22 protein-coding genes are annotated in these 26,528 nt (G+C 44.4%); 19 read left to right on the top strand and 3 right to left on the bottom strand.

Annotated features, from left to right (window positions below):
* Positions 1-9: 9 nt before the first annotated feature.
* The 3 genes from uvrA to R7Q46_RS20075 all read right to left on the bottom strand — a co-directional run bounded on the left by uvrA (position 10) and on the right by R7Q46_RS20075 (position 4,658).
* Positions 10-2,832 (bottom strand): excinuclease ABC subunit UvrA, encoded by a 2,823-nt coding sequence (gene uvrA / locus R7Q46_RS20085; RefSeq protein WP_017636207.1) that lies wholly within the window; start codon positions 2,830-2,832, stop codon positions 10-12.
* 149 nt (positions 2,833-2,981) lie between these two features.
* Complete coding sequence (gene galU / locus R7Q46_RS20080; RefSeq protein WP_005381239.1) at positions 2,982-3,854, bottom strand: UTP--glucose-1-phosphate uridylyltransferase GalU; 873 nt, start codon at positions 3,852-3,854, stop codon at positions 2,982-2,984.
* A 159-nt stretch (positions 3,855-4,013) separates the two neighbouring features.
* Entirely contained in the window at positions 4,014-4,658 is a 645-nt protein-coding gene (locus R7Q46_RS20075) for a LuxR C-terminal-related transcriptional regulator (RefSeq protein WP_318077736.1), read from the bottom strand.
* 277 nt (positions 4,659-4,935) lie between these two features.
* On the opposite strand from R7Q46_RS20075, the gene R7Q46_RS20070 reads away from it, so the two are divergent.
* The 19 genes from R7Q46_RS20070 to R7Q46_RS19980 all read left to right on the top strand — a co-directional run bounded on the left by R7Q46_RS20070 (position 4,936) and on the right by R7Q46_RS19980 (position 26,447).
* Positions 4,936-5,478, top strand: coding sequence for a single-stranded DNA-binding protein (locus tag R7Q46_RS20070; protein WP_318077735.1), 543 nt, complete (start codon positions 4,936-4,938; stop codon positions 5,476-5,478).
* 242 nt (positions 5,479-5,720) lie between these two features.
* Entirely contained in the window at positions 5,721-7,730 is a 2,010-nt protein-coding gene (csrD, locus tag R7Q46_RS20065; RefSeq protein WP_054728884.1) for an RNase E specificity factor CsrD, read from the top strand.
* Positions 7,731-7,741: 11 nt separating this feature from the next.
* Complete coding sequence (locus R7Q46_RS20060) at positions 7,742-9,187, top strand: MSHA biogenesis protein MshI (protein WP_167415479.1); 1,446 nt, start codon at positions 7,742-7,744, stop codon at positions 9,185-9,187.
* Complete coding sequence (gspM, locus tag R7Q46_RS20055; RefSeq protein ID WP_005381197.1) at positions 9,184-9,834, top strand: type II secretion system protein GspM; 651 nt, start codon at positions 9,184-9,186, stop codon at positions 9,832-9,834. The genes R7Q46_RS20060 and gspM overlap by 4 nt, the downstream gene beginning before the upstream one ends.
* Positions 9,827-10,159, top strand: a complete 333-nt coding sequence (locus R7Q46_RS20050; protein WP_005381196.1) for a hypothetical protein — start codon at positions 9,827-9,829, stop codon at positions 10,157-10,159. Before gspM ends, R7Q46_RS20050 begins: the two co-directional genes overlap by 8 nt.
* Positions 10,160-10,179: 20 nt before the next feature.
* Positions 10,180-11,820, top strand: a complete 1,641-nt coding sequence (mshL, locus tag R7Q46_RS20045) for a pilus (MSHA type) biogenesis protein MshL (RefSeq protein WP_005388471.1) — start codon at positions 10,180-10,182, stop codon at positions 11,818-11,820.
* A 44-nt stretch (positions 11,821-11,864) separates the two neighbouring features.
* On the top strand, positions 11,865-12,710 hold the full coding sequence (locus R7Q46_RS20040; RefSeq protein ID WP_005381192.1) for an ExeA family protein: 846 nt from the start codon (positions 11,865-11,867) through the stop codon (positions 12,708-12,710).
* A complete protein-coding gene (locus R7Q46_RS20035; RefSeq protein ID WP_318077734.1) occupies positions 12,707-13,801 on the top strand; it encodes a tetratricopeptide repeat protein in 1,095 nt (364 codons plus the stop codon). The genes R7Q46_RS20040 and R7Q46_RS20035 overlap by 4 nt, the downstream gene beginning before the upstream one ends.
* Positions 13,798-15,522 carry a GspE/PulE family protein gene (locus R7Q46_RS20030; RefSeq protein WP_318077733.1) on the top strand — a complete coding sequence of 575 codons (1,725 nt, stop codon included), beginning with the start codon at positions 13,798-13,800 and terminating at the stop codon, positions 15,520-15,522. Before R7Q46_RS20035 ends, R7Q46_RS20030 begins: the two co-directional genes overlap by 4 nt.
* Positions 15,523-15,530: 8 nt before the next feature.
* Positions 15,531-16,754 (top strand): type II secretion system F family protein, encoded by a 1,224-nt coding sequence (locus tag R7Q46_RS20025; RefSeq protein WP_318077731.1) that lies wholly within the window; start codon positions 15,531-15,533, stop codon positions 16,752-16,754.
* Between the two features lie 3 nt (positions 16,755-16,757).
* Positions 16,758-17,219, top strand: a complete 462-nt coding sequence (locus tag R7Q46_RS20020; protein ID WP_225455789.1) for an MSHA biogenesis protein MshF — start codon at positions 16,758-16,760, stop codon at positions 17,217-17,219.
* Between the two features lie 291 nt (positions 17,220-17,510).
* The gene (locus tag R7Q46_RS20015; protein ID WP_104969843.1) at positions 17,511-18,005 is read left to right on the top strand and encodes a type II secretion system protein; all 495 of its coding nucleotides are present in this window, start codon (positions 17,511-17,513) and stop codon (positions 18,003-18,005) included.
* 73 nt (positions 18,006-18,078) lie between these two features.
* Positions 18,079-18,312, top strand: coding sequence for a Tfp pilus assembly protein FimT/FimU (locus R7Q46_RS20010; RefSeq protein ID WP_171058470.1), 234 nt, complete (start codon positions 18,079-18,081; stop codon positions 18,310-18,312).
* Between the two features lie 115 nt (positions 18,313-18,427).
* Entirely contained in the window at positions 18,428-18,967 is a 540-nt protein-coding gene (locus tag R7Q46_RS20005) for a type II secretion system protein (protein ID WP_213871924.1), read from the top strand.
* Positions 18,964-19,539, top strand: a complete 576-nt coding sequence (locus R7Q46_RS20000) for a type II secretion system protein (RefSeq protein ID WP_158156929.1) — start codon at positions 18,964-18,966, stop codon at positions 19,537-19,539. The genes R7Q46_RS20005 and R7Q46_RS20000 overlap by 4 nt, the downstream gene beginning before the upstream one ends.
* Positions 19,539-20,276 (top strand): PilW family protein, encoded by a 738-nt coding sequence (locus R7Q46_RS19995; protein ID WP_213871925.1) that lies wholly within the window; start codon positions 19,539-19,541, stop codon positions 20,274-20,276. The genes R7Q46_RS20000 and R7Q46_RS19995 overlap by 1 nt, the downstream gene beginning before the upstream one ends.
* Positions 20,266-20,700 (top strand): MSHA biogenesis protein MshP, encoded by a 435-nt coding sequence (locus tag R7Q46_RS19990; protein WP_213871926.1) that lies wholly within the window; start codon positions 20,266-20,268, stop codon positions 20,698-20,700. The genes R7Q46_RS19995 and R7Q46_RS19990 overlap by 11 nt, the downstream gene beginning before the upstream one ends.
* 4 nt (positions 20,701-20,704) lie before the next feature.
* A complete protein-coding gene (locus R7Q46_RS19985) occupies positions 20,705-25,252 on the top strand; it encodes a DUF6701 domain-containing protein (RefSeq protein WP_318077729.1) in 4,548 nt (1,515 codons plus the stop codon).
* Positions 25,253-25,403: 151 nt separating this feature from the next.
* Complete coding sequence (locus R7Q46_RS19980; protein ID WP_005381144.1) at positions 25,404-26,447, top strand: rod shape-determining protein; 1,044 nt, start codon at positions 25,404-25,406, stop codon at positions 26,445-26,447.
* Positions 26,448-26,528 lie beyond the last annotated feature (81 nt).

Below are 26,528 nucleotides of genomic sequence, written 5' to 3'. Positions count from 1 at the left end.
CTGTTTTTTCTACTTCAACATAGGCTTGAGGAAGTGAGCTGTGTGCGACCCCTCGATTTGCGACACATCTTCCGGAGTGCCTTGAGCGATTATCTCGCCGCCACCCTGACCCCCTTCAGGACCAAGATCGATAATCCAGTCCGCAGTCTTAATGACGTCCAGGTTATGCTCGATCACCACGACAGTATTTCCGTGGTCGCGAAGTCTGTGCAGTACAGTGAGCAACTGCTGGATATCATGGAAGTGCAAGCCGGTTGTTGGTTCATCCAAAATGTACAAGGTTTTTCCTGTATCACGTTTGGATAGCTCTCGCGCCAGTTTCACACGCTGTGCTTCACCACCGGAGAGTGTTGTTGCCGCTTGACCCAATCGTATGTACGACAAACCCACATCCATCAGTGTTTGTAGTTTGCGAGCGATGGCAGGAACTGGATCGAAGAAGGTGCGTGCATCTTCGACCGTCATTTCTAGCACTTCATCAATAGTTTTACCTTTGTAACGTACTTCGAGCGTTTCACGGTTGTAGCGTTTACCGTTACACACATCACATGGCACATAAACATCTGGTAGGAAATGCATTTCTACTTTGATAACACCGTCACCCTGACAGGCCTCACAACGACCACCGCGTACGTTAAAACTAAAACGGCCCGGCTTGTAACCGCGAGAACGCGACTCCTGTGTGCCTGCAAACAGTTCACGGATTGGTGTAAAGATCCCCGTATAGGTTGCAGGGTTAGAGCGAGGTGTACGGCCAATTGGGCTTTGATCGATATCGATGACTTTATCGAAGTGCTCTAGACCTTTAATCGATTTATAAGGTGAAGGCTGAGCCGTTGTCGCTCCGTTAAGTTGGGTATGCGCAATTTTAAAGAAAGTATCATTAATCAGCGTTGATTTACCTGAGCCAGATACCCCTGTAATACAGCTGAATAACCCAACAGGAATTGAAAGGTTAACGTTTTTAAGGTTATTACCTGTTGCGCCTAATAGCTCAACCGTTTTTTTCGGATCTCGCGGCGTGCGATCTTTCGGTACTGCGATTTCTTTAACACCGCTTAAGTACTGACCTGTCAGAGAATTCGGATTTGCGATTATCTCTTCCATGGTGCCTTCCGCAACAACATTACCACCATGTACGCCAGCACCAGGACCAATATCTATGACATGATCTGCACAGCGAATCGCATCTTCATCGTGTTCTACCACAAGTACGGTATTACCTAAATCGCGCAAATGAGTGAGCGTTTTTAATAAGCGTTCATTATCACGCTGGTGGAGGCCAATCGACGGTTCATCTAAGACGTACATGACACCAACAAGACCTGCACCAATTTGGCTTGCTAAACGAATACGTTGAGCTTCACCGCCTGATAAGGTTTCAGCACTGCGTGATAAGTTTAGGTAGTTCAAACCGACGTTAACTAAGAATTGCAGGCGGTCGTTGATTTCCTTCATCACTTTTTCAGCGATTTGGGCTCGTTGACCTTCCAGTTTCAAGGAATGGAAGAACTCCAATGCATCAGCAATGCTGAGTTCAACAATCTCAGGTAGTGTCGTATCAGCAATAAACACGTTACGTGCTTCGAGGCGTAGACGAGTACCGCCACAGCTTGAACAAGATTTAGTGGAGATGTATTTTGCAAGCTCTTCACGGACAGAGTTGGATTCTGTATCACGATAGCGACGTTCTAGGGTATTCAGAATACCTTCGAATGGATGGCGTTTAACGCGAATATCGCCACGATCGTTGATGTATTTAAACTCAATCTCAGTACGACCTGAGCCCTTTAGAATGACATCTTGCGTTTTCTTTGGCAGAGAATTAAAAGGGGCATGGAGGTCAAAACCATAATGATCGGCCAATGAGGTGAGCATTTGGAAGTAGTAGTAGTTCTTTTGATCCCAACCGCGAATCGCACCTTGTGCCAAGCTTAATGAATCATCTTGAATGACTCGGCTTGGATCGAAGTATTGTTGAACACCCAAGCCATCACAAGTGCCACATGCACCAGCAGGATTGTTGAATGAGAAAAGTCGCGGCTCTAACTCTTGCATGCTGTAACCACATTGTGGACAAGCGAAGTTGGCGGAGAAAATAATCTCTTCACCGTCGCCATCCATTGGCGCGACAACCGCAATTCCGCCTGATAATTCGAGCGTGGTCTCGAAAGATTCGGCCAAGCGCTGTTGTAAGTCTGGACGAACTTTAAAGCGGTCTACCACGACTTCAATGGTGTGCTTTTTATGTAGCTCAAGGGTTGGAGGATCGGAAAGATCGCAAGTTTCTCCATCAATACGCGCACGAATAAAGCCTTGAGCCGCTAAGTTCTCAAGCGTTTTAACATGCTCACCTTTACGTTCTTTGACAATAGGCGCCAATAGCATCATTTTGCTGCCTTCCGGCATCTCTAGGACTTTGTCCACCATTTGACTGATGGTTTGCGCAGCAAGAGGGGCATGGTGCGTTGGACAGCGGGGTTCGCCCACACGAGCATACAATAGACGTAAGTAGTCGTAGACTTCGGTAATTGTACCGACGGTTGAACGCGGGTTATGAGAAGTAGATTTCTGTTCAATAGAAATCGCGGGTGATAACCCTTCAATGTGGTCGACATCGGGTTTTTCCATCAGAGACAAAAACTGACGAGCGTAGGCAGAGAGAGACTCTACGTAGCGTCGTTGGCCTTCTGCATACAATGTATCGAAAGCGAGAGAGGATTTACCGGAGCCACTTAGTCCAGTAATGACAATCAGTTTATCGCGAGGGATTGTAAGATTAATGTCTTTAAGGTTATGGGTTCGGGCACCGCGAACTTCTATTTTATCCATCGTTTTTGCTCTATGTATAACCAAGTGGGGCAAGTATTACATAGTGTGAGAAATGTGCAAAGAAAATTACTGGATAAAAAAACAGTAAAGTAAAAAGCCCAGCGTTGTGCTGGGCTTTCGATACAGTAATTTCGTACTACGACGATGCTTTATACTGCTTTTTGTGTTGCGTGCTTACCTAGCTCAGAGGTTTTTTCATCTTTTAGATACAGGTTTTCAAAACAATAGTTAGTTGCTTCGATGTAACCTTCAACGCTACCACAGTCAAAGCGTTTGCCCTTGAATTTGTAAGCCAATACACAGCCCGCTTTTGCTTGCTTCAGCAGCGCGTCAGTGATTTGAATTTCACCACCTTTACCTGGTTCGGTGTTTTCGATCAGTTCAAAAATATCGGGAGTCAGGATGTAGCGACCAATGATCGCAAGGTTGCTAGGTGCCGTGCCTTTCTCTGGTTTTTCTACCATGTCGTCTACGCGGTAGATGTCGTCTTTGATCATTTCACCAGAGATAACGCCGTATTTGTGCGTTTCTTCGGCTGGTACTTCTTGCACTGCAACGATAGAACAGCGGAACTGCTTAAATAGTGCCACCATCTGAGCCAGTACGCCCTCTTGCTCGTTCACACAAAGGTCATCAGCAAGAACAACAGCAAATGGCTCATCGCCTACCAATTCTCGTCCAGTTAGAATCGCGTGGCCCAAGCCTTTCATTTCGCGTTGACGTATATAAGTGAAGTTTGCAGATTCAATGATTTCACGGATATCTACCAACAGCTCTTCTTTGTTGGTACCGCTAATCTGATGTTCCAGTTCGTAGTTCTTATCAAAGTGGTCCATGATCGAGTGCTTGCCACGACCTGTCACAATACACATGCCGTTCATACCAGCTTGGATTGCTTCTTCGACACCGTATTCAATAAGCGGTTTGTTCACGACTGGCATCATCTCCTTTGGCATAGATTTCGTTGCCGGTAGGAAGCGTGTGCCATAGCCTGCAGCAGGGAACAGACATTTTTTTATCATTGGGGGAATATCCTATCTCGTTTTTATCAAGAATCTGCGCATAACTTTAACACGAGAGGTATCAATGAATCATGAATAAAGTAGGAAAAAATGTGAGACTCGGTGCGGAAAAAAGATGAGCGACTCGTCATTTCAGTTATCAGAGCCGCTCACATTGCATCATGACATTAAGTTTTGGTCTGCCCAGGCGATTGCCTGTACTCGGTTCTTTACGGATAGCTTTTTGAATATCTGATACAAGTGCGATTTGATGGTGAATTCACTGACGAATAACTCCTCGGCCATCTGACTGTTCGAGGCGCCAGCTTGTAGGCAACGCAGTACTTGTAGCTCACGAATGGTTAGGTCTACCGTAGCTGGTGCAGTATGAGTATTAATGACATTGCGGTAATAGTGTAAAAGTTGACTGGTTACATTACGCGGCAGCCAGTTTTGACCGTTAACAATGCCTTTTAACCCTTCTCCAATTTGCTCTAGCGTATCTTCAGAATAAAACACACCTTTTAATTGACCAAATGAAAGAAGTTCATCTGTGGTTAGTCTTTTAGGCACGTTGAAGACAACGGTTTCAAAGTTTTTCCATACAAGAGGCAAGTTTTTGATCGATTGAACAAGTGATTTATGTTCACTGAAGTCGATCAGTAGAATTTTATTACGGTGTTGTGGCTTGGCTTCCATGAGTGCTGCGGTTGAAATCTCCGGGATGCTCATATCAACGTACTTTTCGAGTGCCGCCACTTTTTTTTGCGCATTATCTTCCATACTGATCAGAAATAGCTTTCTTGCGTAAGCCGACTTTCTCACGTGTTCCAATCTCCCTGGGTTCAATAGAAGCCATAAACTGGCATTAAAGAGAGGCCATAACCATCGCTTTACTGAATAAATGCGTTCGAATTCAAAGCTTCACGAAACGATGTCTGCAACGCGAATCAAAAATGCTACACACGTAAGTTGAAATACGATTTGGGTTCTAGAGGATGACTCAATAGATCACAATGGTATTAGACTTTAATCAAAACATTAAAGCGTGCTATTCTAATGCGCTAAAATTTTATATATCCAGAGTGAAACGGAGCACATCATGGCCAGCCGTGGAATTAACAAAGTTATTTTGGTGGGGAATCTAGGTAACGACCCTGAAATTCGTTACATGCCGAATGGCGGTGCAGTAGCAAACATTACTATTGCGACTTCTGATTCATGGCGTGATAAAGCGACTGGCGAACAGCGCGAAAAAACGGAATGGCACCGTGTTGTGTTGTTCGGCAAACTTGCGGAAGTAGCAGGTGAGTATTTGCGTAAAGGCTCTCAAGTTTACATTGAAGGGCAACTGCAAACTCGCAAATGGCAAGATCAAAGTGGTCAAGATCGCTACTCAACTGAAGTCGTTGTTCAAGGCTTCAATGGTGTGATGCAAATGCTTGGCGGTCGTGCTCAAGGTGGCGGCGCACCTATGGGCGGTCAACAGCAGCAAGGTGGATGGGGTCAGCCTCAACAGCCAGCTCAGCAGCAGTACAATGCGCCTCAGCAACAGCAACAGCAACCACAACAACAGGCTCCGCAGCAATCACAGCAGCAGTACAATGAGCCACCAATGGATTTTGACGACGATATCCCGTTCTAAATTCTGCTTATGCTTGAATCGAAAAGGCCGCGAATATCGCGGCCTTTTTTATTGTCGCAATCTAATGATCTCACAGGCTTATCTTGGCAAGGTTAGGCGTAACAATAAAACTTATCAATGAGTGTGATTTTCTTTATGCTCCAGCCTCTCACTATCAGACTAATCCGATTGTTTGATGAACTCTTATCAAGTATAAATATTTCAATAAGGTATATGATGAATAAAAAAGGAATTTGGTATTCATGAGGTATACCCCAACTCTTAAGTTAAGCACACGGCTGGTGGCCTTTGTCACCATGATCGTTATCTGCGCCATGTTTATCTTGTTTGTCGGTGGCACCCTCTCTTTTAAACGTCTTGGGCAGGAATATCTCACCCATTATTTAGAAGGGATCGTAGAGGTGGTCGACAAGGAGATGGAAGATCCTGACGCTGCTTATTCTATGCAGCGCTGGATGCCGAAGATGCTGCAGGCTTCCAATATTGTCGAAATGACGTTGTCGACCAACAACGCCGTTGTTTATCGCTTCAAAGATACTTCTCATCAAATGGAAGCGTCAGTCTTGTTTGAGGCTGAGTACCAGTTGACTCACAATCAAGATTACACGATTCACTTTAAAGCAATTCCCCCTTACTTAGGTTACAGCTACTCAATGCAGGCGCTTTGGTCGATCACGCTTGCCGTTGTATTGATCATCTTCTGCTTAATGCGCGGCGTGGCATGGCTTAAAGAGCAATTAGAAGGCTCCGAAATGCTCGAAGAGCGAGGCAGAATGATCCTGGCTGGTAGGGTGGAGCAGTATGCCAAAGGTGACAAAAAAGAATGGCCTTACACCGCCAGTGAAGCGCTCGATGTATTAATCGAAGAGTTACAAGATGCGCGTCAAGAGCGAAGCCGATTTGATACCTTTATTCGAACTCAAACCTTCCTTGATAAGCTAACCGGTACCGCTAACCGAGTGTTATTTGATAGCAAGTTGGAATCGGCGTTACTAGAAAGTGGGGCTCGCGGCGCCGTGTTGCTAGTGCGTATTCAAGACTGGAAACTGGTTGAAGAAGAGCAAGATAAGCAAATTACGGATGAGTTTATTGTTGAAGTTGGGAGTTTATTGTCCAATTTAGTTCAACGATACCCAGATGTTGTATTTTCCCGTTATTACGATGCTGATTTTGCGCTTTTTCTACCGCACCAAAGTGCGAAAGATGTGGCTAACCTTGCCTCGCAATGCATTCGCCAGTTAGAAAAGTTAATGCCGCCAGAGCCACTTGATCCAGACAACTGGTGCCATATTGGCATCACCACTTATAAAGAAGGTGAGCGACACAGCCAAATCATTGATGAAGCCGAGACTGCTTTGCGTAGTGCGCAACTACAAAATAACAATAATTGGAGTCGCTTCAAAAAATGGAACCACGATGAAGAAGCTCGCGGAAGTGTGAGGTGGAGAACGTTATTTGACACAGCACTTACACCTGAAAGTGTGATACTCTACGCACAATCTGTGCACCCAATAAGTGACGCGACGCATAAAAAATCATTATATGAAGAGTTAACATGTCGGATTCGCGATCCTGAGAATGGGATTGTTAAAGCGTCTCGGTTCATTTCTGCGATCAGACAGGTTGGTTATGAAGCGCAAATGGATAAGTCGGTTATTAATAAATTCTTAAGAGAGTTTAAGGATAATTTTGATAACTCAAGATCGTATGCGCTCAATTTGAATGTAACGCCATTTTCTAACCGAGAGTACTTTAAATGGTTTCGTGATGAACTCTTACAGTTGTCACGTGAGCAGAGAAAGTGTCTCAGTTTTGAGTTTGTTGAAGCACAATTTGTAAGACACTTAGACTTTATGCGACCAGTCGCTAAAATGCTGGCCGGTTTAGGGTGCCACTTAATGGTTGGGCAGGCTGGGCGTACCATAGTCAGCACTCACTATTTAAAAGAAGTGGACATTCGTTACCTTAAACTTCATCGCAGTTTAGTAGCAAAAATCGACCAACGTCATGAAAACCAGCTATTTGTTCGCAGTATGCTAGGTGCGGCGGCAAACAGTAAAACTAAAATTATAGCAGTGGGAATTGAGAATCAGAACGAGCTCAACACATTAATTGAGCTCGGGGTTTATGGTGGGCAAGGGCGTTACTTTTCTGCGGAGCAGCAGTTTCTTCCTCGTCCCCAAGCGTTGCCGAATTCTCAATCAGAATCCCAAGTTAAATTGGGAAGACGAAATCGCTGGCGGAAAAAATAAAGATAATAATCATGGATTTCAAAGCACTATTCGACAAGCTTAAGCGATCATCTAGTGGTGGTCGCTCCTGCTTTTTGGTTATTCAGCCAGACGCCGTTTATTTATCATCTTCAATCAAAAGTAGTCGTCCATACCAATTTGATATTTCTGAGTCCAATTGGGAAAAAGCCGTTGAGCAAGCATTGAGCGTTGCAGCGAGTGCGTATGATTCATTAACGGTTGTTCTTTCTCATAACTATTACCAGATGTACCAAATCGACAAACCGGTCATGCCGCGTCAAGAATGGCCAGCCGCATTACCATTTTTGTTGAAAGAACTGATCTCTGAGCGTGCTATCGACATTATTGCCGATGCGGTCGAGTTACCGAATTCAACCAAAGTGCAAGCATACGTCTTATCGCGAAAAATATTGGATAAGATTGTGTTACTGGCCAGCCGAGCCCAGTTACCATTAGAAGCTATTCTTCCTGAAGACGATATTTGGGGAGAGACTGCGGGTGAACTAGGAAACTTCCTATTGTTACAACGCAGTGTGCGTGGTCATTTCCGTATAAGCGCTTTTGTTGAAAATACTATTGCGTTCCACCGCTCTATTCGCAGTGTGACGCCACCGTTAACGGGGGTTCCGTCTAGCGATTTACAGATGGACAGTCTGTCGTTAGAACTGCAACGTTCGATTGATTATCTTTCATCTCAGTTACGCCACGTGCAATTACATCAATTGAAAGTGTGCTGCGATGAAGAGGATGAGAGCGAGCTTGTTCAGGCTCTGAACTACCGTTTAAGTACTAAGGTTTCACCGTTATTACCACCAGAACATGAGCTATCAGGACATGTTTTGGCTGACACTGCGGCTACTTCAAATACTCGACGCGTCAACTTATATCCCGATTACTTAAAGCCGAAAAAAGAGCTCCTGACGCTAAAAAATATCGCGTTATCTTGGGGCGTTGCGGCGGCTGCAATTCTATTTTCTTACGGTTATGTCACTTGGCAGAGCAGCGGTTTGGAAGATGAGATTGCTATTGTAAAAAGTAAAGGCGATATCATGAAGTCAGAGCTTGAACGTTATCAAGTCAAGCTACGTAAGCATCAACCTGACAATAATAAGCTGGCAGCTAAAGCCCGCTTAGAGCGTGAAGTCAAGGCGAAGCGAGACTCGCTTAAAGCTGTCGGGAAATACGATGACTCGCAACGCACGGGTTACTCTGGCGTGATGCAATCATTAGCGAAGCTAGGAAACCAAGAAATTTCTTTGTCCGAAATTCGAATCAATACCCATACCTTAGACCTGAAGGGACTAGCGAAAAAACCGAGCTCAGTGCCAAATTGGGTCAGCCAATTTAAAAATGAAATTAGCTTGGTTGGCCGAACGTTTGACGACGTCAAAATAGGTCGAAATGATAAGGATATTGTGACGTTTGAACTAAAAACGCGCGAGGATAAAGAGAAATGAACGAATTCTGGCTCTCATTAGAAGGGCGCTTTGGCGAAATGAGTACGCGTGAAAAAGTGCTCACCGCATTGTGCGGTTTAGTTGTCGTGATCATGTTGCTCTTTACGCTGGTATTGGAGCCAAAGCTTAACGAGATCATCAGTAATGAGAGGCAACTAAGTAATTTAAAGCAAGCCAATCAAAAGATTGAAATCGATACGCTACGTATTCAGGCGCAACTTAAGAAAGATCCAAATGCTGAGATTGATCGCGCGATATCTAATCTGTTAGCTGAGAGTCAGCATCTTTCGATGCAATTAGCGGAGATCATCGAGCATCTTATTACACCTTCGCAAATGGCTGAGCTGCTTGAAAATGTGTTGGAGCAGCAAAGTGGCATTCACCTTTTGTCTCTGCAAACCTTGCCATCTGAGCCAATAACGGAAGATAAAGAAGCATCGCAATACTCTGGTTACTACGTGCATCCTGTTCGTATGGAACTGACTGGTGACTATTTTTCTATTGCTAATTATCTGAATAAATTGGAGAGCCTTCCTGCGAGTTATTACTGGCGCAGCTTTAGTTATAAAGTCGAAGAGTACCCGAAAGCGAAGCTTGTGTTAGAAGTCTACACACTAGGATCTAGAGAGGAGTTTATTGGTGGTTAACAAACTCATCATCTCATTGCTTGTTATGGCAGCGGCAGGAACCGCTTGGGCAAACCAGGACCCAACGGCCCCACTTGGTTGGGAAAAGCCAGCGGTTGAAACGTCAGCGAAACCAAAAGTTAAACGGTATCGACTGCCTAAGCTCAACAGTATTGTGTGTAAGCCAAGTACTGATTGTATCGCGATTATGGATAACAAACTTGTCGAAAAAGGCGAGCTATTTAAGGGTTATCGCGTCGCGAGCATTAATAGTGAATTTGTAACTTTAAAGCGTGGTAACCGTCAGTGGGACCTAGAGCTTTTTGATTTAAACGTAAAACAATAATAACCAGAGCCCGATCAGATATGCGCAAATTAGTTGTAGGAATAACGATTGCTTCTTTAATGGGATGTTCAATGGGTCATCGGAATCCAGTGGAAGTTAAAGAAGCGCTCAATGAATCGATCAATCAAGCGAACAGCCGCACATTGGAAGAAATCCCTTCTTCTGTTGAGGCAGACTTGATGCCAAATTTAGACTCGAACGTTGCATCAGAGCAAGGCACCTCGAAGCGTTTTCGTATTCAGGCGAATGCGGTCGATGCAAGAAGCTTTTTCGCCTCGTTGGTGAAAGGCACAGAGTACAGCGTGGCGATTCACCCGTCGGTACAAGGTAATATCACTGTCAACTTGTCAGATGTGACATTGGATGAAGTTCTGAATGTCGTACAGAATATGTATGGCTATGACGTGGTGAAGTCTGGCAAAGTTATTCAAATCTACCCAGCAGGTATGCGTACGGTGACCATTCCAGTCGATTACCTGCAGTTCAAGCGTTCTGGTCGCTCATTAACCAGCATTGTTACGGGCTCTGTAACCTCGGCTGGTACGTCTAATTCTGGTGGTAGCTCAGACAGTTCTGACTCGTCAGACTCTAACAATGGAAACAACAACGATAGCTCGACCACATCTACGGGTGGTACACGCATTGAAACCATCACTGAAAGTGATTTCTGGCCGATGCTGCAGCAAGCTGTTGCGAATCTAATTGGTTCAGGCAAAGGGCAAAGTGTGGTTGTAACGCCACAAGCGGGAGTTATTACGGTTCGAGCATTTCCAGATGATATTCGCGAAGTACGCGAGTTCTTAGGTGTATCGCAGGAGCGCATGCAGCGCCAGGTCATTCTTGAAGCTAAAATCCTAGAAGTGACGTTGAATGATGGCTACCAACAAGGCATCAACTGGTCAAACTTATCGGCGTCAATTGGTAACTCGGGTAGTATCGTAGTCAACCGCCCTGCGTCGACATTACCACCATTGGATGCGATTGGCACGCTATTGGGCGGTCAAACTAACGTGACTATTTCGGATGGTAACTTCAATGCTGTATTGAGCTTCATGTCTACGCAAGGTGACTTGAACGTCCTTTCGAGCCCTCGTATTACCGCTGCCAACAACCAAAAATCTGTCATCAAAGTGGGTACCGATGAGTACTTTGTTACCGAGCTATCGAGCAATGCAGGCAACGGTGAAAACTCAAATGCAGTTCCTGAAGTGGAACTGACGCCATTCTTTTCGGGTATTTCCCTCGATGTGACTCCGCAAATTGATAACAAAGGCAATGTGTTCCTGCATGTTCACCCCGCAGTTATTGAAGTCACGGAAGAAGTGAAGCAATTGAACTTGGGCGGAGATTTCCAAAACATCCAACTGCCATTAGCGAAAAGCTCTATTCGTGAATCAGACTCGGTTATTCGTGCTAAAGATGGCGATGTTGTGGTTATCGGCGGGTTGATGAAACAGCAAAATCGTGAGCTTGTTTCTAAAGTCCCATTTTTGGGCGATGTACCAGCACTGGGGCATTTGTTCCGCAACGTGAATAACGTAACTGAGAAAACAGAATTGGTCATCTTGCTAAAACCGACCGTAGTTGGCGTGAACTCTTGGCAGAAAGAGCTAGAGCGCTCTCGTGATCTGCTGCAAGAGTGGTTCCCAGATGCGCAATAAGCGCTGGGAAAGGTTCTGTTTTTCAATAGGTTTGTGATTCGAGTATGTACTTGTCACACTTTGGGTTCCGAGTTCAGCCTTTTTCGTTAACCCCAAATACAGAAATGTTCTTGGGGTTAGTCCCTCACTATGAGGCGATCCAAACCATCCTAGCTGCCGTGCAAATGGGAGAAGGGGTGATTAAGGTGACGGGAGAAGTCGGCACTGGAAAAACCATGGTATGCCGTAAGCTGATCGAGCAGATTGAATCTGAAGTTGAGCTTATTTACTTACCCAATCCAGTGTTGAATGGGGAACAGTTGCAGTTTGCTGTCGCCAGAGAGTTGGGTATCGAGAACGATGATCCGCTGCGCATCGTTTCCCTCATTCAAGAGCACTTGATTCAAGTACATGCCTTGGGAAAGAAAACCGTCTTGATCGTTGATGAAGCGCAAGCTCTTTCCCCACAAGCTTTAGAAACATTGCGTCTATTTGGCAACCTAGAAACGGAACAAGATAAGCTCATTCAATTGGTGTTATTCGGACAACCTGAGTTGGATGAAAGATTGGCTAACCATGAGCTAAGGCAATTTCGTCAACGCATTACGTTTAGTTGCCAGTTACGTCCTCTCTCTATCGATGAAGGCGTGGCTTACATCAATAATCGTTTAGATAAAGCAGGCAATGGGGCGCACATTTTTTCTATTGAACAGAAAAAAGCGATTTGGCGTTCATCCATGGGGATTCCGCGCTTGATAAACCAAATTAGTCACAAGTCGTTGCTTGCTGCATTTAATGATCGTTGCACACTATTGAAAAATCATCACGTTTACGCCGCTATGCACGATACGTTTGATGCCCGTAAACCTAAGTTTAAAACACCCGTATTTTGGGGATGGAGTCAACCTTGAGTGCTATCAATAAAGCATTATCAGAACTTGCTGAAAAAACATCGCCGTCAGAGTTTACTCGTGCGGAGATTCCAAGTGTCTCACGCAGTAAACCTTGGCTTTGGCTTGTGGCCGGTTTTTCGTTAAGCCTTGCGGTCGGAAGCTGGGCGGTTTCTCGCGGTCCTGTCCCTTCAGGCGAGCTATCACAATTTAAAACCGATGCTATGCCATTGTCGTCTGTGAATGTCTCACCAATTGTTTCATCGGAGCGCACTCACTCGCCAACGAGTAAAATGACGCCCGATACAACTCAAGTGGTTTACACTAAGCCAGCCACACAGCCGGTCGCGCAACAGCCTCACATGCAAGAGACTGATAGGTTCACGCCAAAATCTGAGATAAATATCGCCTCTGATGATTCAGTTTTACTCGCGCAGTTAGCAACGATGCCGAGCGAGGAACAATACGATCACGTAACCCACACGACAGCAGAAAACAGTTCAATGAGTATTGAGCAGGTTGAGCTTACACATCGTCAGCTTTCCCTTAAGGCTGTTAGTCGAGCGGAAAAGGCACTCGATGCTAACGATATGCAAACAGCGTTATCGGCTTATGCCGAGGCGTTGCGTTATGAGCCAATGAATGCAGACACGCGTCAAAAGTTATCAGCGTTGTACTTTGGTAAAGGTGACACGCGTAAAGCATATGAGATTATTCAAGAAGGCATCAACCTAGATACGAACAACCAAGTACTCCGCTTGGCCTTGTCTAAGTTGTTAGTGAAAGCTAATCAACCTGAAGCGGCGCTGAGCCCGCTTGTTCATTTGCCTCCAGTACCAAGTCGAGATTACTTGGCGATGCGTGCGGCATTGGCACAAAAACACAAGCAAAATGACATTGCGCTTGAGAGCTATCAACTCCTCACTCAGCGTGAACCGGAAAACGCGCGCTGGTGGTTAGGTTTAGCTATTCAACAAGAGCGTGCCCTGGCTTTTACTGCCGCGATCAACTCTTACAACCAAGCCCTGGGTAAAGTTGGCATTTCGAATCAATCGCAAGCATTTATCCGTGACCGTTTGAGCATCTTGAAAGAGTTGGAGAGCGCACAATGAAAATTCAGTTGAGAAAACGCTTGGGCGATCTTCTGGTTGAGGAAGGTATCGTCTCTGAAGAACAAATCCAGCAAGCACTAAACGCACAACGCAGTACCGGGCAGAAGCTAGGGGATGCGTTAATTGACCTTGGCTTTATTACCGAAAAGCAAATGTTGGACTTCTTGTCTCAACAGCTTGGTTTGCCACTGATCGATCTTGGTCGTGCGCCTGTGGATGCTGAAGCCGTGCAGATTTTACCTGAGGTACACGCACGTCGCTTACGTGCGATGGTCGTTGCTCGAAGTGGGGACACACTGCGCGTTGCTATGAGTGACCCTGCGGACTTGTTCATCCAAGAATCATTGATGAACTTGTTAGGTCAATACAACCTTGAGTTCATTGTGGCTTCAGAGCGTCAGCTCATTTCAAGCTTTGACCGTTATTACCGCCGTACTAAAGAGATAGCCTCCTTTGCTGAACAGCTGCATGAAGAGCATAAAGATGTACAAAGCTTTGATTACGGTATTGATGAAGCCGATAGTGAAGAGGTTACCGTTGTAAAGCTGGTTAATTCCATGTTTGAAGATGCGGTACAGGTTGGAGCTTCGGATATTCATATTGAGCCAGACGATCAAGTATTGCGTTTGCGCCAGCGTATTGATGGCGTATTGCATGAAACGCTCTTAAATGAAGTGAATATTGCATCGGCTTTGGTTCTTCGACTGAAGTTGATGGCACACCTAGATATTTCTGAAAAGCGCTTGCCGCAAGATGGCCGATTCAATATCAAAGTTCGTGGCCAATCAATTGATATTCGTATGTCGACGTTACCAACGCAGTACGGAGAATCTGTAGTAATGCGTCTGCTTAACCAGTCCTCTGGTTTGCGTCCGTTAGAAGAGTCGGGCTTGCCGCCAGACTTGCTTGCTCGCTTACGTCGACAGCTGGCGCGTCCGCACGGCATGATTTTGGTTACCGGGCCGACAGGTTCCGGTAAAACCACCACGCTTTACGGCGCATTGAGTGAGCTCAACGAACCTGGGAAAAAGATCATTACAGCAGAGGACCCGGTTGAATATCGTCTGCCTCGCATCACTCAGGTACAGGTTAACAGTAAGATCGATCTAACTTTCTCGCGTGTCCTTAGAACCTTTTTACGTCAAGACCCAGACATAATTCTTGTTGGTGAGATGCGTGACCAAGAGACGGTAGAAATTGGTCTGCGAGCTGCACTAACGGGGCATTTAGTATTGAGCACTCTCCACACCAACGATGCTGTCGACAGTGCGTTACGCATGATCGACATGGGGGCGCCGGGTTACTTGGTTGCTAGTGCAGTCAGAGCCGTGGTGGCGCAGCGTCTTGTGCGCCGAGTTTGCCCAGATTGTAAAACAGAAGACCACTTAGATGAGTCTCGCCAGCAGTGGTTAGCTGGGCGTTTCCCAAATCAAGTTAGCACCATTTTTTATAAAGGCGCAGGTTGCCAAAACTGTAACTTGACTGGTTATCGAGGCCGAATCGGTGTGTTTGAAATGCTCGAACTTGAGCAAGAGATGATGGATAAATTGCGCGCCAATGATGCGGTTGGCTTTGCGCAAGCCGCGCGCTGCTCAGAAAACTATAAGCCACTGCTTGCTTCTGCAATGGAACTGGCGCTACAAGGCACCGTCAGTTTGGATGAAGTGATGACCCTAGGTGAGGGTGATGCTTCTGGTAAGACTGATCCCATTTTCATATAGGTAAGTGAATGCCAACTTTTCGTTATCAAGGTCGCACGCTAGACGGCTCATCCACTAACGGCAAAATCGAAGCAGTGAACTCAGAAGCTGCGGCGGAAGCATTGATGAACAAAGGGGTCATCCCGCTCAATGTACGGTTAGAGAAAGAGTCGGCAAAAAGCCAAGTGAGCTTGTCTAAGCTGTTTGTGCCTGCTATTCCGTTGGAAGTAATTATTCTTTTCTCTCGTCAGTTGTTTAGTTTGACTAAAGCTGGCGTACCTTTGCTGCGCTCTATGCGTGGCTTGTTGCAAAATTGCGAAAACAAACAGCTCAAAGAGGCGCTAGAAGATGTCGTTTCTGAACTGAGTAATGGCCGAGGTTTGTCTTCTGCGATGCAGCAACACAGTAAAGTATTCAGCCCTCTGTTCGTTTCTATGATCAACGTCGGTGAGAATACGGGTCGGCTTGACCAAGCGCTATTGCAACTGGCGAATTACTACGAACAGGAACTTGAGACTCGCAAACGCATTAAAGCGGCGATGCGTTATCCGACGTTTGTCATTATCTTTATCACCATTGCCATGTTTGTATTGAATATCTTGGTGATCCCTGAGTTTGTATCGATGTTCACGCGCTTTGGGGTTGAGCTACCACTGCCGACGCGTATTTTGATCGCGACTTCTAATTTCTTTGTTAATTATTGGGTGTTGCTGGTTGTGGCAATGATTGGTGCGTTTACGGTGTTCAGAGCGTGGGTGGCGACGGCTGATGGTCGGGAGAAGTTCGATAAGTTTCGGCTTCGGCTGCCAATTGTAGGCGATATCGTTAATCGTGCGCAGCTTTCTCGTTTTGCCAGAACCTTTTCGTTGATGCTGAAATCAGGGGTGCCACTTAACCAGTCTTTGGCTTTGGCCGGGGAAGCCTTAGGGAACCGTTTTTTAGAAAATCGAATTCTTGAAATGAAGTCCGCAATTGAAGCGGGTAGCACCATTTCAGTGACGGCCATCAACAGTAAAATATTCACCCCATTGGTGATTCAGATGATTGCAGTAGGTGAAGAAACTGGTCGTATTGATGAGCTGCTGCTGGAAGTGTCGGATTTTTACGATCGAGAAGTTGATTACGATCTAAAAACACTGACCGCAAGAATAGAACCATTACTTTTGGTGATTGTAGCAGGTATGGTCATGGTGCTGGCATTGGGTATCTTCCTACCAATGTGGGGAATGCTCGACATCATCAAAGGCGGCTAATAGGTGGTTGAAAATCAAAGCCGAGCAACGCTTATTGTATTTGGGGTTATTGCTACGATTATGGCGGTGGGTTTGGTGGTCAAATTACGTCCTGTGACCGAGCAAGCACAAGTAACTGGAGCGAAGTTAGCGAGAGTTTGGATGCAAGACAGTGTTCAGCGTTATCGTCAAGCTTGGCTAGTACAAGGCGAGCCAGAACATATGCTGATGGATGGCTTAAACCTTACTATGACTGAGGGAGGGTTAGTGTCTCCCTTTACTCAGCAAGGTGTATTAGATTGTGGTTATTGGCTAGCGGTGCATTACCCCCAACGTAAAATAATGACCAACAAGTTAATAGATATCAGTGGAGCCATCAAAACTGATCGTTATGTCTGTCAATACACTTATGAAAATGGTCAGTCGATTGTAGTTATCTCAACTGCTAATCAACTGAAAATATACGTCGAAATGTCGGCGGAGTGAATTTTTTGACACCTAAGCACTATAATTGGTAATGAAAGTCGGTATAATGCAATCATTACCATAAGTAACAGGCTGTAATAGTGGGTAAACAATAATGTGTTTTTCTCATTTCAGCATGAACTGAATAATGGCGAATCGTCATTCTGCTCAAGCGGTAGATACAGTATCCACTTCACGGTCAGTTTTAGTGAACGTTGCTGCCCCAAACCGTTTTGACAATATCCAAAATGGTCGCGTGACCTAAACAAAACTTTGCAGTTGTACTGCATGCTTACATAGAGAGAGTAAACAATGAAAAGACAAGGTGGTTTCACCCTTATCGAATTGGTAGTGGTAATTGTAATCCTAGGTATTCTAGCGGTCACTGCAGCACCACGTTTCCTTAACCTGCAATCTGATGCTCGTCAGTCTTCATTACAAGGCTTGAAAGGAGCAATGACTGGAGCTTCTGGTATTGCGTATGGTAAGGCGGCTATAGAAGGAGTTGAAACTGAAAAATATGATTCTACCACTAATAAATACCCTACTCTCGACGACGGCACTGAAATTCATGTCGGATACCCTGCTCCAAATGCTGACGGGATTATCGCCTTGGTTGATGGCTTAGAAACTGGAACTGAAGGTGATTGGTCCGTGTATGTTGATGAGGCAAACAGCACAGTATTTGCTACTTTCCAAACAGGTGAAGATTTAACAGCAGCTCCTTCTAAATGCTATGTTAGTTATGCTCTAGATAAGTCAGACGCTGATGCAGTTCCTGTTTATAAAGTAAACAAAGATTGTTAAGTCTAGTTATCGTACAGAGGCCAGCTAGTCTGGCCTTTATCTCTTTATTTTGATGAATATCGGAATAGTTCATATGCGTAAAACATCGGGTCTTAGTGCGATAGAGTTTGTCGTTGTGCTGATTATCTTAGGTGTGATCGGTTATGTGGTATTACCAAGATTTATCAGCTTTGAGCCAGAAACTTACGAAGCGAAGTGGGAGAAAACTAAGCAGACCGCAGAGCATGTTTCTGAGACGCTGAGCAACAAAGAAACTTACGATCGAATAGAAGAAGAGATTGGCCGTTCAAAAGGGCAAAATAACTAGATATTGGTTATTTGTTCGTCTGTTCACATTTCGAATCGAAAAATTATAAACCTATCATTAATCTCATAATTTCATCGTATACTTATTTCGCTTGTTCTAAGCCTAAGGTTGGGTTATGAAAATTCGCAGCTCTACATTAGGGTTTACCTTGATGGAATTGATCTTAGTGATCGTTCTCTTATCTATTCTTTCCCTTTTTGCTGCCAGCCGTTTTATGGGCTCTGGCAGTTTTTCTGCATTTGCACTTCAGGAACAAGTCATCTCAGTCATTCGTCAGGTACAAGTTAATCGAATGCAGTCGAATATTGATATACCTGATAAGCCTTACCCAGAACGATGCTTTCCAAGTAGCTATAAATCAGAAGAAGATCCAAGCTATACCAATTTTTGCTTATCAATAACTAGTGCTTGTATTGGTTCAACAGCAGCATGTTCATTGACGGGTAATGCACAAGATGCTCGCAGTGATGTGGTTATCGATAAGTCGGCTAAGTTTTCAATCATCAATGGTGCAACTAGCCCAATCGAGTTTAACCTGTTAGGTAACCCTGTAAGCGGTGCAGTAAACATCTTAATTGAAGACCAAAATGGCCAAAGCCGCTGTGCAGTAAACATCAATAGTCAAGGCTATGTTTCCAAAGGATCATGCTTATGAGAAAAGTTCGCGGCATGACCTTAATTGAAATGATCATCGCGATTGTCTTAATGGGCATAGCGATGGTGGCATTCACCTCTTTTCTTGTCCCTCAGGTTAGAGATTCTGCCAATCCTCATTATCAAACCCGCGCCTCTGCTCTAGCTCAAAGCTTTATGTCACAAATTCTTGCGCGTGGTTTTGACGACAACAGTAACTTTGATGGAGGGCTGGTTCGTTGTGGTGAGAACTCCGTCAATTGCACTTCGTCTGAAGATCTTGGCGCTGAAACAGGGGAGTCACTTCCTACAGATTTTAATGATGTTGATGATTTTATCGGTTGCTGGAGCACGCCTAATACGCTCGCTCAATGTAAGAGCGTGTCTCGAGGAAATATTACCGATGTGTTGGCGAATGTCGGAGAAGATAGTGCAGAACAATATAAAAATTTTAGGGTAGAAGTCCAAGTTGCCTATGATGATTTAGGTGGTTCGGAGACAAGTTCTCAACCTAAGTATAAAAAAGTTACATTGACTATCTTTGCGGGCACGGCTCAACCCCTGACTTTAACGGCTTTAAAAGGGAACTACTAATGAAAGAACGTGGTTTCACTTTAATTGAGATGGTCGTTACGATAGTTATCGGTAGTATCATCATGTTGGGTATTGCCGGTTATATTAAACTAGGGATAAAAGGGTACGCAGACAGCATAGGCCGTCAGCGAGTACAGACAGAAGCACAGTTTGTGATCGAGAAAATGTCCCGTGAAATTCGCCATGCCGTGCCAAATAGTTTTCATGAGCCAACTGGGACAAGCAATTGTTTGGAGTTTGTACCCATTGAATATTCGGGCTTTTATGCTTTTAGTGGTAGTACTCTGGAGTTTCTTATTGGCAACGATACTAAGCTAAAACGTATTCCTAATGAGCGATGGTTGGTGATAAATCCTAGTCGGTATGAAGATCTTTTCCCTAAAAATCCAGATAACCCAGAATCATCTCAACGAATTGAATTAAAAGAGATATCAAGAGATAAAGTTGATGAGCCTTTTATTGTTTCTGTAGGTGAAAGCAGCATCAGCTCTAGCTCTATTTCTAGCCGTCATTACATTTACCAAGATAAATCTCAAGTCCGTTATTGCTTCGATAGCGGTCAAGTACTTCGTAATAATGTCATTGTCACGGATAGTATTGATACATCAGCGAGTTACATGCGTTATGTTGAGCCAACTCTACAACGTGGTGGGCTAGTACATATTAACTTAGAGTTTTTACAGGATGGGGAGCGTAGTGTGTATCAGCAAGACGTGCAGGTGCTCAATGTTCCGTAAACGAAATCAGCAAGGTAATGTTCTCATCGTGGTGCTTTTTGTCATTATTGTGATGGGTTATTTAGCCGCCTCTCTTATGAGAATAAGTTGGTCAAATCAAAGTGGACTAACCCGGGAGTTCTTAGGCACAAAAGCTTGGTTTGTTGCTCAATCTGCCAACGAATGGGCACTGACACAGTTGTACCCGCTTAACGATGATGACCCTGATATCGCAGATATTTGTTTGAATGAGGTCAGTGGTGCAACCCCTAATGTTATACAGAATACGGCATGTAGGATTAATAAGATGAGTTGTTTAAAGTTGGGGGTTCTGAATGAGGGAACCTCAGAGGCACAGTCTTTGTTTAGAGTGCAAGCAACCGCCATTTGTGGTTCAGGGCTGTCTCAAGTGCAGCGTCAGCAAGAAGTTTGGGTTAGGGAGTAGAACAATGAACAAGATAGTCTTAATGTTTGCTTTGATAACTATGCCGTTTTTTTCTCATGCTGACGATTGGGATGAGACTGAGTCGTGTCGTGTAAAACTCAAAGATTCATTTGCTATTGAAGCTAAGTATTGCGATGACTGCGATACTGATGACATCAAATTTTATGTTCGAGGGAAAAAAGACAACACAATAGAACTGAAAGAGGATGTTATTTATCTAAAAAAAGAAGGTAATGTTAATGGCAATGGCAATAGTAAAAGTGTTTTATACCGTTTATGGTCTGCCAATGACGATGTCGATGGTATTTTTAATGAAGACGAAGACCATTTAGACGGGGATACAGTTTATACCATTCGTATTGAATTTAATGATATCGAAAAGAGCGGGAATAGTTATACCGTAAACTTGTCTTACTTTTTATATGATGGAACAACACTTCTTAAACCAGGAATCGAAAGTAGAGTTGAGTTTGATGATCTGTCGAACAGCTCTGATGTGTTTTTCGAACAAGATGAAGACTTATTCGATTTAAACTGTCAACCTTCTTCGAGACCAGAGCCCAATCCAGATCCAGAGTTTTCAGTACCTGACAATGTTTGTAAATCGTTTCCTGAGCCAATTCAAGGGTGGAAGCAGGCTGAGAGCGAACTCATCGTGACTAACTCGGCAGTGAGAGCGTTAGGCTGGTCCCCTGAGTACCTTGCGGATAGCCAAAATAGGTACACTCAAGAAACCAATGGCCAAAGTTGGCAAACACTAAGAATAGGTTTTGATTCCGGGGGGCAAGCTTGGCAACTTTATCAGAACTCAAATTCAAAGGTTTGTGACGATAATATGGGATGTTTACCGGACGATGCCGAGCCAGGAGGTGGTGACGGTCTTGTTGAAACACGCAAAGCGAACAAACCTACGCCTATAACAGAGTCTTTTAATTCCGGTCGCGATCTACTGATTCGCATGAAAGACACTGATGCGAACTTCTATGAAAAAGTGTGCTCGTCAGGCTCTGATGCGTGTTCGTTCAGTGAGACTAATGGCAAGGTTGTTATTCGCCTGAAACGTGACCTGAAGAGCCTGGATATTAATGGCTATAACACAAATAAGACGGTAGAGCTGCAGTTGGATGGACAACGAACCATTGAAGAGTTTGTTTATGACTCTGGCTATGATCTATCCCTTTACTTCAGTGACAATGCCGAACTAACGGTAAAAACGTTTAGAAATAAAGGTTCAAACCCGAAACTTATTTTCGGTAGTAATGTGAAATTTAATGTTGTAGGCACAAATCAGCCTGTTGGCCCAGTTAACTCAGCAGATTTTAAATTAGAAGACGCGCATTTTGATTATCGCACTGTTAAAGACGAACTTATTTTGCCTGTTATTTATGGTCCTGAAGCGAGCTTCCATTTTAAAACGGATTCAGGACAGGTATTCAAAGGCTTTATTTTAGCTAAAAGCATCATGCTTGATACCAGTGAGTATATCTATGGTGCGGTTACGAGTCTTAGACTGGATATGCGTGGGTCAACAAAAATTGAAAAGCCTAAATATCCAGGATCATGTTGGCTTCCGCCTCAGCCTCAGCAATGTACACTATTGCCAGAAGAAAATTTCAATTCAGGCTCACTGTCAAACTGGTCGGTTATGGGATTTAAAGACAACGAGGGTAATGTTAGTGATCCCCCTGTCGTGTCTGACCAACGTTTCATTTTAAACTCAAATAAGCAATATCAGGCCACAGCATCCGCGTACAATTATGTGTTCCCGTCAGATCAAAATTATTTAGAAGTTGAGTTTGATCACTATGCCTACGGCGGTAATGGTGCAGATGGTGTTGCGTTAGTTATTTCTGATGCGAGCATCCCTCCTAAAACGGGGGCGTTTGGCGGTCCGCTTGGCTACGGGATGAAACTTAAGAGTTATCCGAACACGGATGTTTCCGAAGATGCGGAAGGTTTCGCTGGTGGTTGGCTAGCTGTGGGTATTGATGAGTACGGTAACTTCAGACGCGAAGGCGGTGAACAAGTCACACGAAATGCTGTTGCAGACAACGTAGTGGTGCGTGGTGCCGGGGCTCAAGACAGCCAAGGTAAGTGGCTTAAAGGCTATCCGTTTATTACAGAGAAAAACTTCGGTGGTTCTTTGGATGGCAGAAACAATAAACTGCATCGATATAAAGTGGTTTTAAACTCTCGTAACGCCAATACGATGACGTTAGCTGTGTTTCGAAAAATAGGAGAAAATGGCGACTGGGACCGCGTCATTGATGAATTCGATGTATTAGAAAAAGGCGGGTTTACCGATATCCCAGAAAATTTCCGCTTATCGGTAACCGCTTCAACGGGCTATGACACAAACACACATGCGATTGATAACTTCCAAGTTTGTGCGGATGAATATCAGAAAATCACAAACGGTATTCACCACTTTGAATTCGAATATGCAAAGACTGGCAGCATTTGTCAGGCCTCTGATGTGATATTAAGAGCCTGTATGAATGAAGCTTGTTCAGAGCAATATCCTAGAGATGCGGACGACAGTGCCTCTTTAACGCCTTTATCTGTAACTTTAAGTACATCTGGCTTTGAAAAAGTTGCTACTTGGGTTGGTGGTGCAAATATTCTGCTTCAAAATGAGAAACAACTTGAATTACAGGGCTTAAGTGAAGGAACAGTCACCTTAAAGGTTGAGAGTAGTAAACCAGTGACACAGTCTGGTTTTGAAGAGACTCTTTGCTACTACAGTGATGGCTCGCGTTCGGACTGCACAATCACTTTTGCACCAGGTGTACTTGCAGTAAATGTTGACGATGTTGTGTCTAGTCGTGAAACTGAAGGTGAGGATTACCTCTCATTCTGTGCAAATCTTACTGAAAATCAAGGTGAGTCTCGCGATGTCAAAATGTCTATTTATTACGACTTCGCACCTGTAGACAACTCTCAACCAGTTTCGATCACTTACAAGAAAAAGGTTGGAGACAATGATCCAGAGTGGAGTTCTGCCATTGATGTGACTACGACTGACCAAGATTTACCAAGTGTGTTTTTTGACAACGAAGGTAAAGCGTATTTTAAATTGAAATACGAAGAAGTTGGGCAAGTGACGTTAAAAGCTAGTGTGGCTGGATCTGTTGGTGATGATAGTTTTGTTAGTTTCCCTTCAAAACTGAAAGTGACTGCAAAGAGTGGTAATAAAAGTGGAGAGTGCACTAACAGTGAAGTTGGCTGCTCTGGTAGGTTTGTTGCTGCAGGTGAAGTTTTTGAGTTAACCATCTCGGCATTGCAGGATGATGACTCTGTAGCGAAAAACTACCAAGAAGAGACTATTGTAATCAGCAACAGCGTTAAGTATCCGTCAACTGGCTCATCAGCCAAACTTCTGAATGAGAAGCTACCTGAATCAAGTCAATGGTCTCGTGGCAGTGTGACGTTTGATCAATCTGTGTCTGACGTGGGGGCTTTTGAGCTTAAGGCACAAGCACCTATTGCAACCGATGAAAATGGCGATGAATTGGATAAATCACTCTATCTTGGTAGTAACGCGTTCAAAATCCAAGATGGCAATTTGACGGTCGGTCGTTTCTATCCAGATTACTTTAAAGTCACCGGGACAGAGTGGACCTACCCTGATAATCAGAATCAATCTGTATATATGGGACAGAATTTTGAATCGGTTAAGTTTGAAGTCACAGCATATAACGCTAACGGTTACACAACTCAAAATTATGGTGGTTTTGCTAATTCTTTGAAAGCAGATTTGTATTTGGCTGGTGGTTACTCAGATAGACTTAGCATTTTGGATTCCGATTTGGAGAGTGATAACTGGTCGGGAGCTGTGTGGAGCAAAACTTGGGATAACTCAGTTTATTGGCGTAAAGATTTATCTTTGCCGAGTCCCGATGGTCCATTTAATTCAAAACTACCGGCAGACAAGGATAGTTCCATCGAAACGTCTATTTCGCTTTCACTTAATAATAATGGAACTAAAGTATCTGGCTATGTTGATCCTACGATGTTCTTAAAAGAAGGGCAAAATAGCACTGAAGATAGAATGGTTTCGCAACAGCTACTATCGCAACCTGATGTCAGGTTTGGTCGCATAGCTCTGGATGATGTGGGAGTGAATCAGGGTAAATCTGTTAATATCCCCCTTAGAGTGGAGTATTGGAGAGATAACCGATTCGTTTTAAACAGTAAGGATAACGGGACAACAGTGTCCCCAACTCTAAAAAGCCAGGAGCCAGTTTGGCCTGATGATGGCTCCGACTGCGACATTTTACTTGAAGGCGTCAGAACGACGGTTAACGATGGTGCCATGCGTGAACTTATTGCTAAGCAAGAGCGCGCAGACTGTGGACGTCAACAAGCTGAAGTTTGGCTTAATCTCGACCCTAGTGGTAACAACCTCCCTTGGCTCAAATACGACTGGGTAAAAGAACCTGCCGGAAAAGCTCCTGCCGAAGAAAACCCATCCTCCGTCGTCACCTTCGGTATTCACCGTGGTAATGACCGTGTGATTTACCGTGGTGAGCCAGGGTTAACCGGACAGTAACAACTTAGGTTTTTGCCCTTAAGTTAGGAAACTGCAAGAAATTGAGGCTTTCTGCTCATGTTTGTGTACCAATACCTTGCTGTGACAGCGAGGCATTGGTACATTTAGAGCAATTTTTGTCTTCTATATTTTTGCAGGATGAGCGAAGAGTATGTTTAAGAAACTTCGTGGCATGTTTTCTAACGATCTATCTATCGATTTAGGTACAGCCAACACTCTAATTTACGTAAAAGGGCAAGGAATTGTCCTTGATGAACCTTCTGTAGTTGCTATTCGTCAAGATCGTGTAGGTTCTGCAAAAAGCGTTGCTGCAGTCGGTCACGCAGCAAAACAGATGCTTGGTCGTACACCTGGCAACATTTCCGCTATTCGCCCAATGAAAGACGGCGTAATCGCTGACTTCTACGTAACCGAAAAAATGCTTCAGCACTTTATCAAGCAAGTGCACGATAACAGCATCCTAAAGCCAAGCCCACGTGTTCTTGTTTGTGTTCCTTGTGGTTCTACCCAAGTTGAGCGTCGCGCAATTCGTGAATCAGCACTTGGTGCTGGTGCGCGTGAAGTTTACCTAATCGACGAGCCAATGGCGGCGGCAATTGGTGCTGGTTTACGCGTATCTGAGCCGACAGGTTCAATGGTGGTCGATATCGGTGGTGGTACAACTGAAGTTGCCGTTATCTCTCTAAACGGTGTGGTTTACTCATCGTCTGTACGTATCGGTGGTGACCGCTTTGATGAAGCTGTGATCAACTACGTACGTCGTAACTACGGCAGCTTGATTGGTGAAGCAACGGCTGAAAAGATCAAACACGAAATCGGTTCTGCTTACCCTGGTGATGAAGTTCAAGAGATTGAAGTTCGCGGTCGTAACCTTGCAGAGGGTGTGCCACGCAGCTTTAGCTTGAACTCAAACGAGATCCTAGAAGCGCTTCAAGAGCCGCTATCTGGCATCGTATCAGCAGTCATGGTTGCACTAGAACAGTGTCCACCAGAGCTTGCTTCAGACATTTCTGAAAACGGTATGGTACTAACCGGTGGTGGTGCACTACTTAAAGACCTAGACCGTCTACTAATGGAAGAAACTGGTATTCCTGTGGTTATCGCGGAAGATCCACTAACGTGTGTTGCGCGTGGTGGCGGTAAAGCACTAGAAATGATCGACATGCACGGTGGCGATCTGTTCTCTGAAGAATAAAGGTTTAGGTGAAGCTCATGTCGGGCTTCACCTTCATTTCTGCTCTCTCTGTAATTCAAACATGCTCCATACCTAAAAGTA

The organism is Vibrio sp. 811 (assembly GCF_033339195.1).
This window is presented reverse-complemented; position numbering and strand designations above follow the sequence as displayed.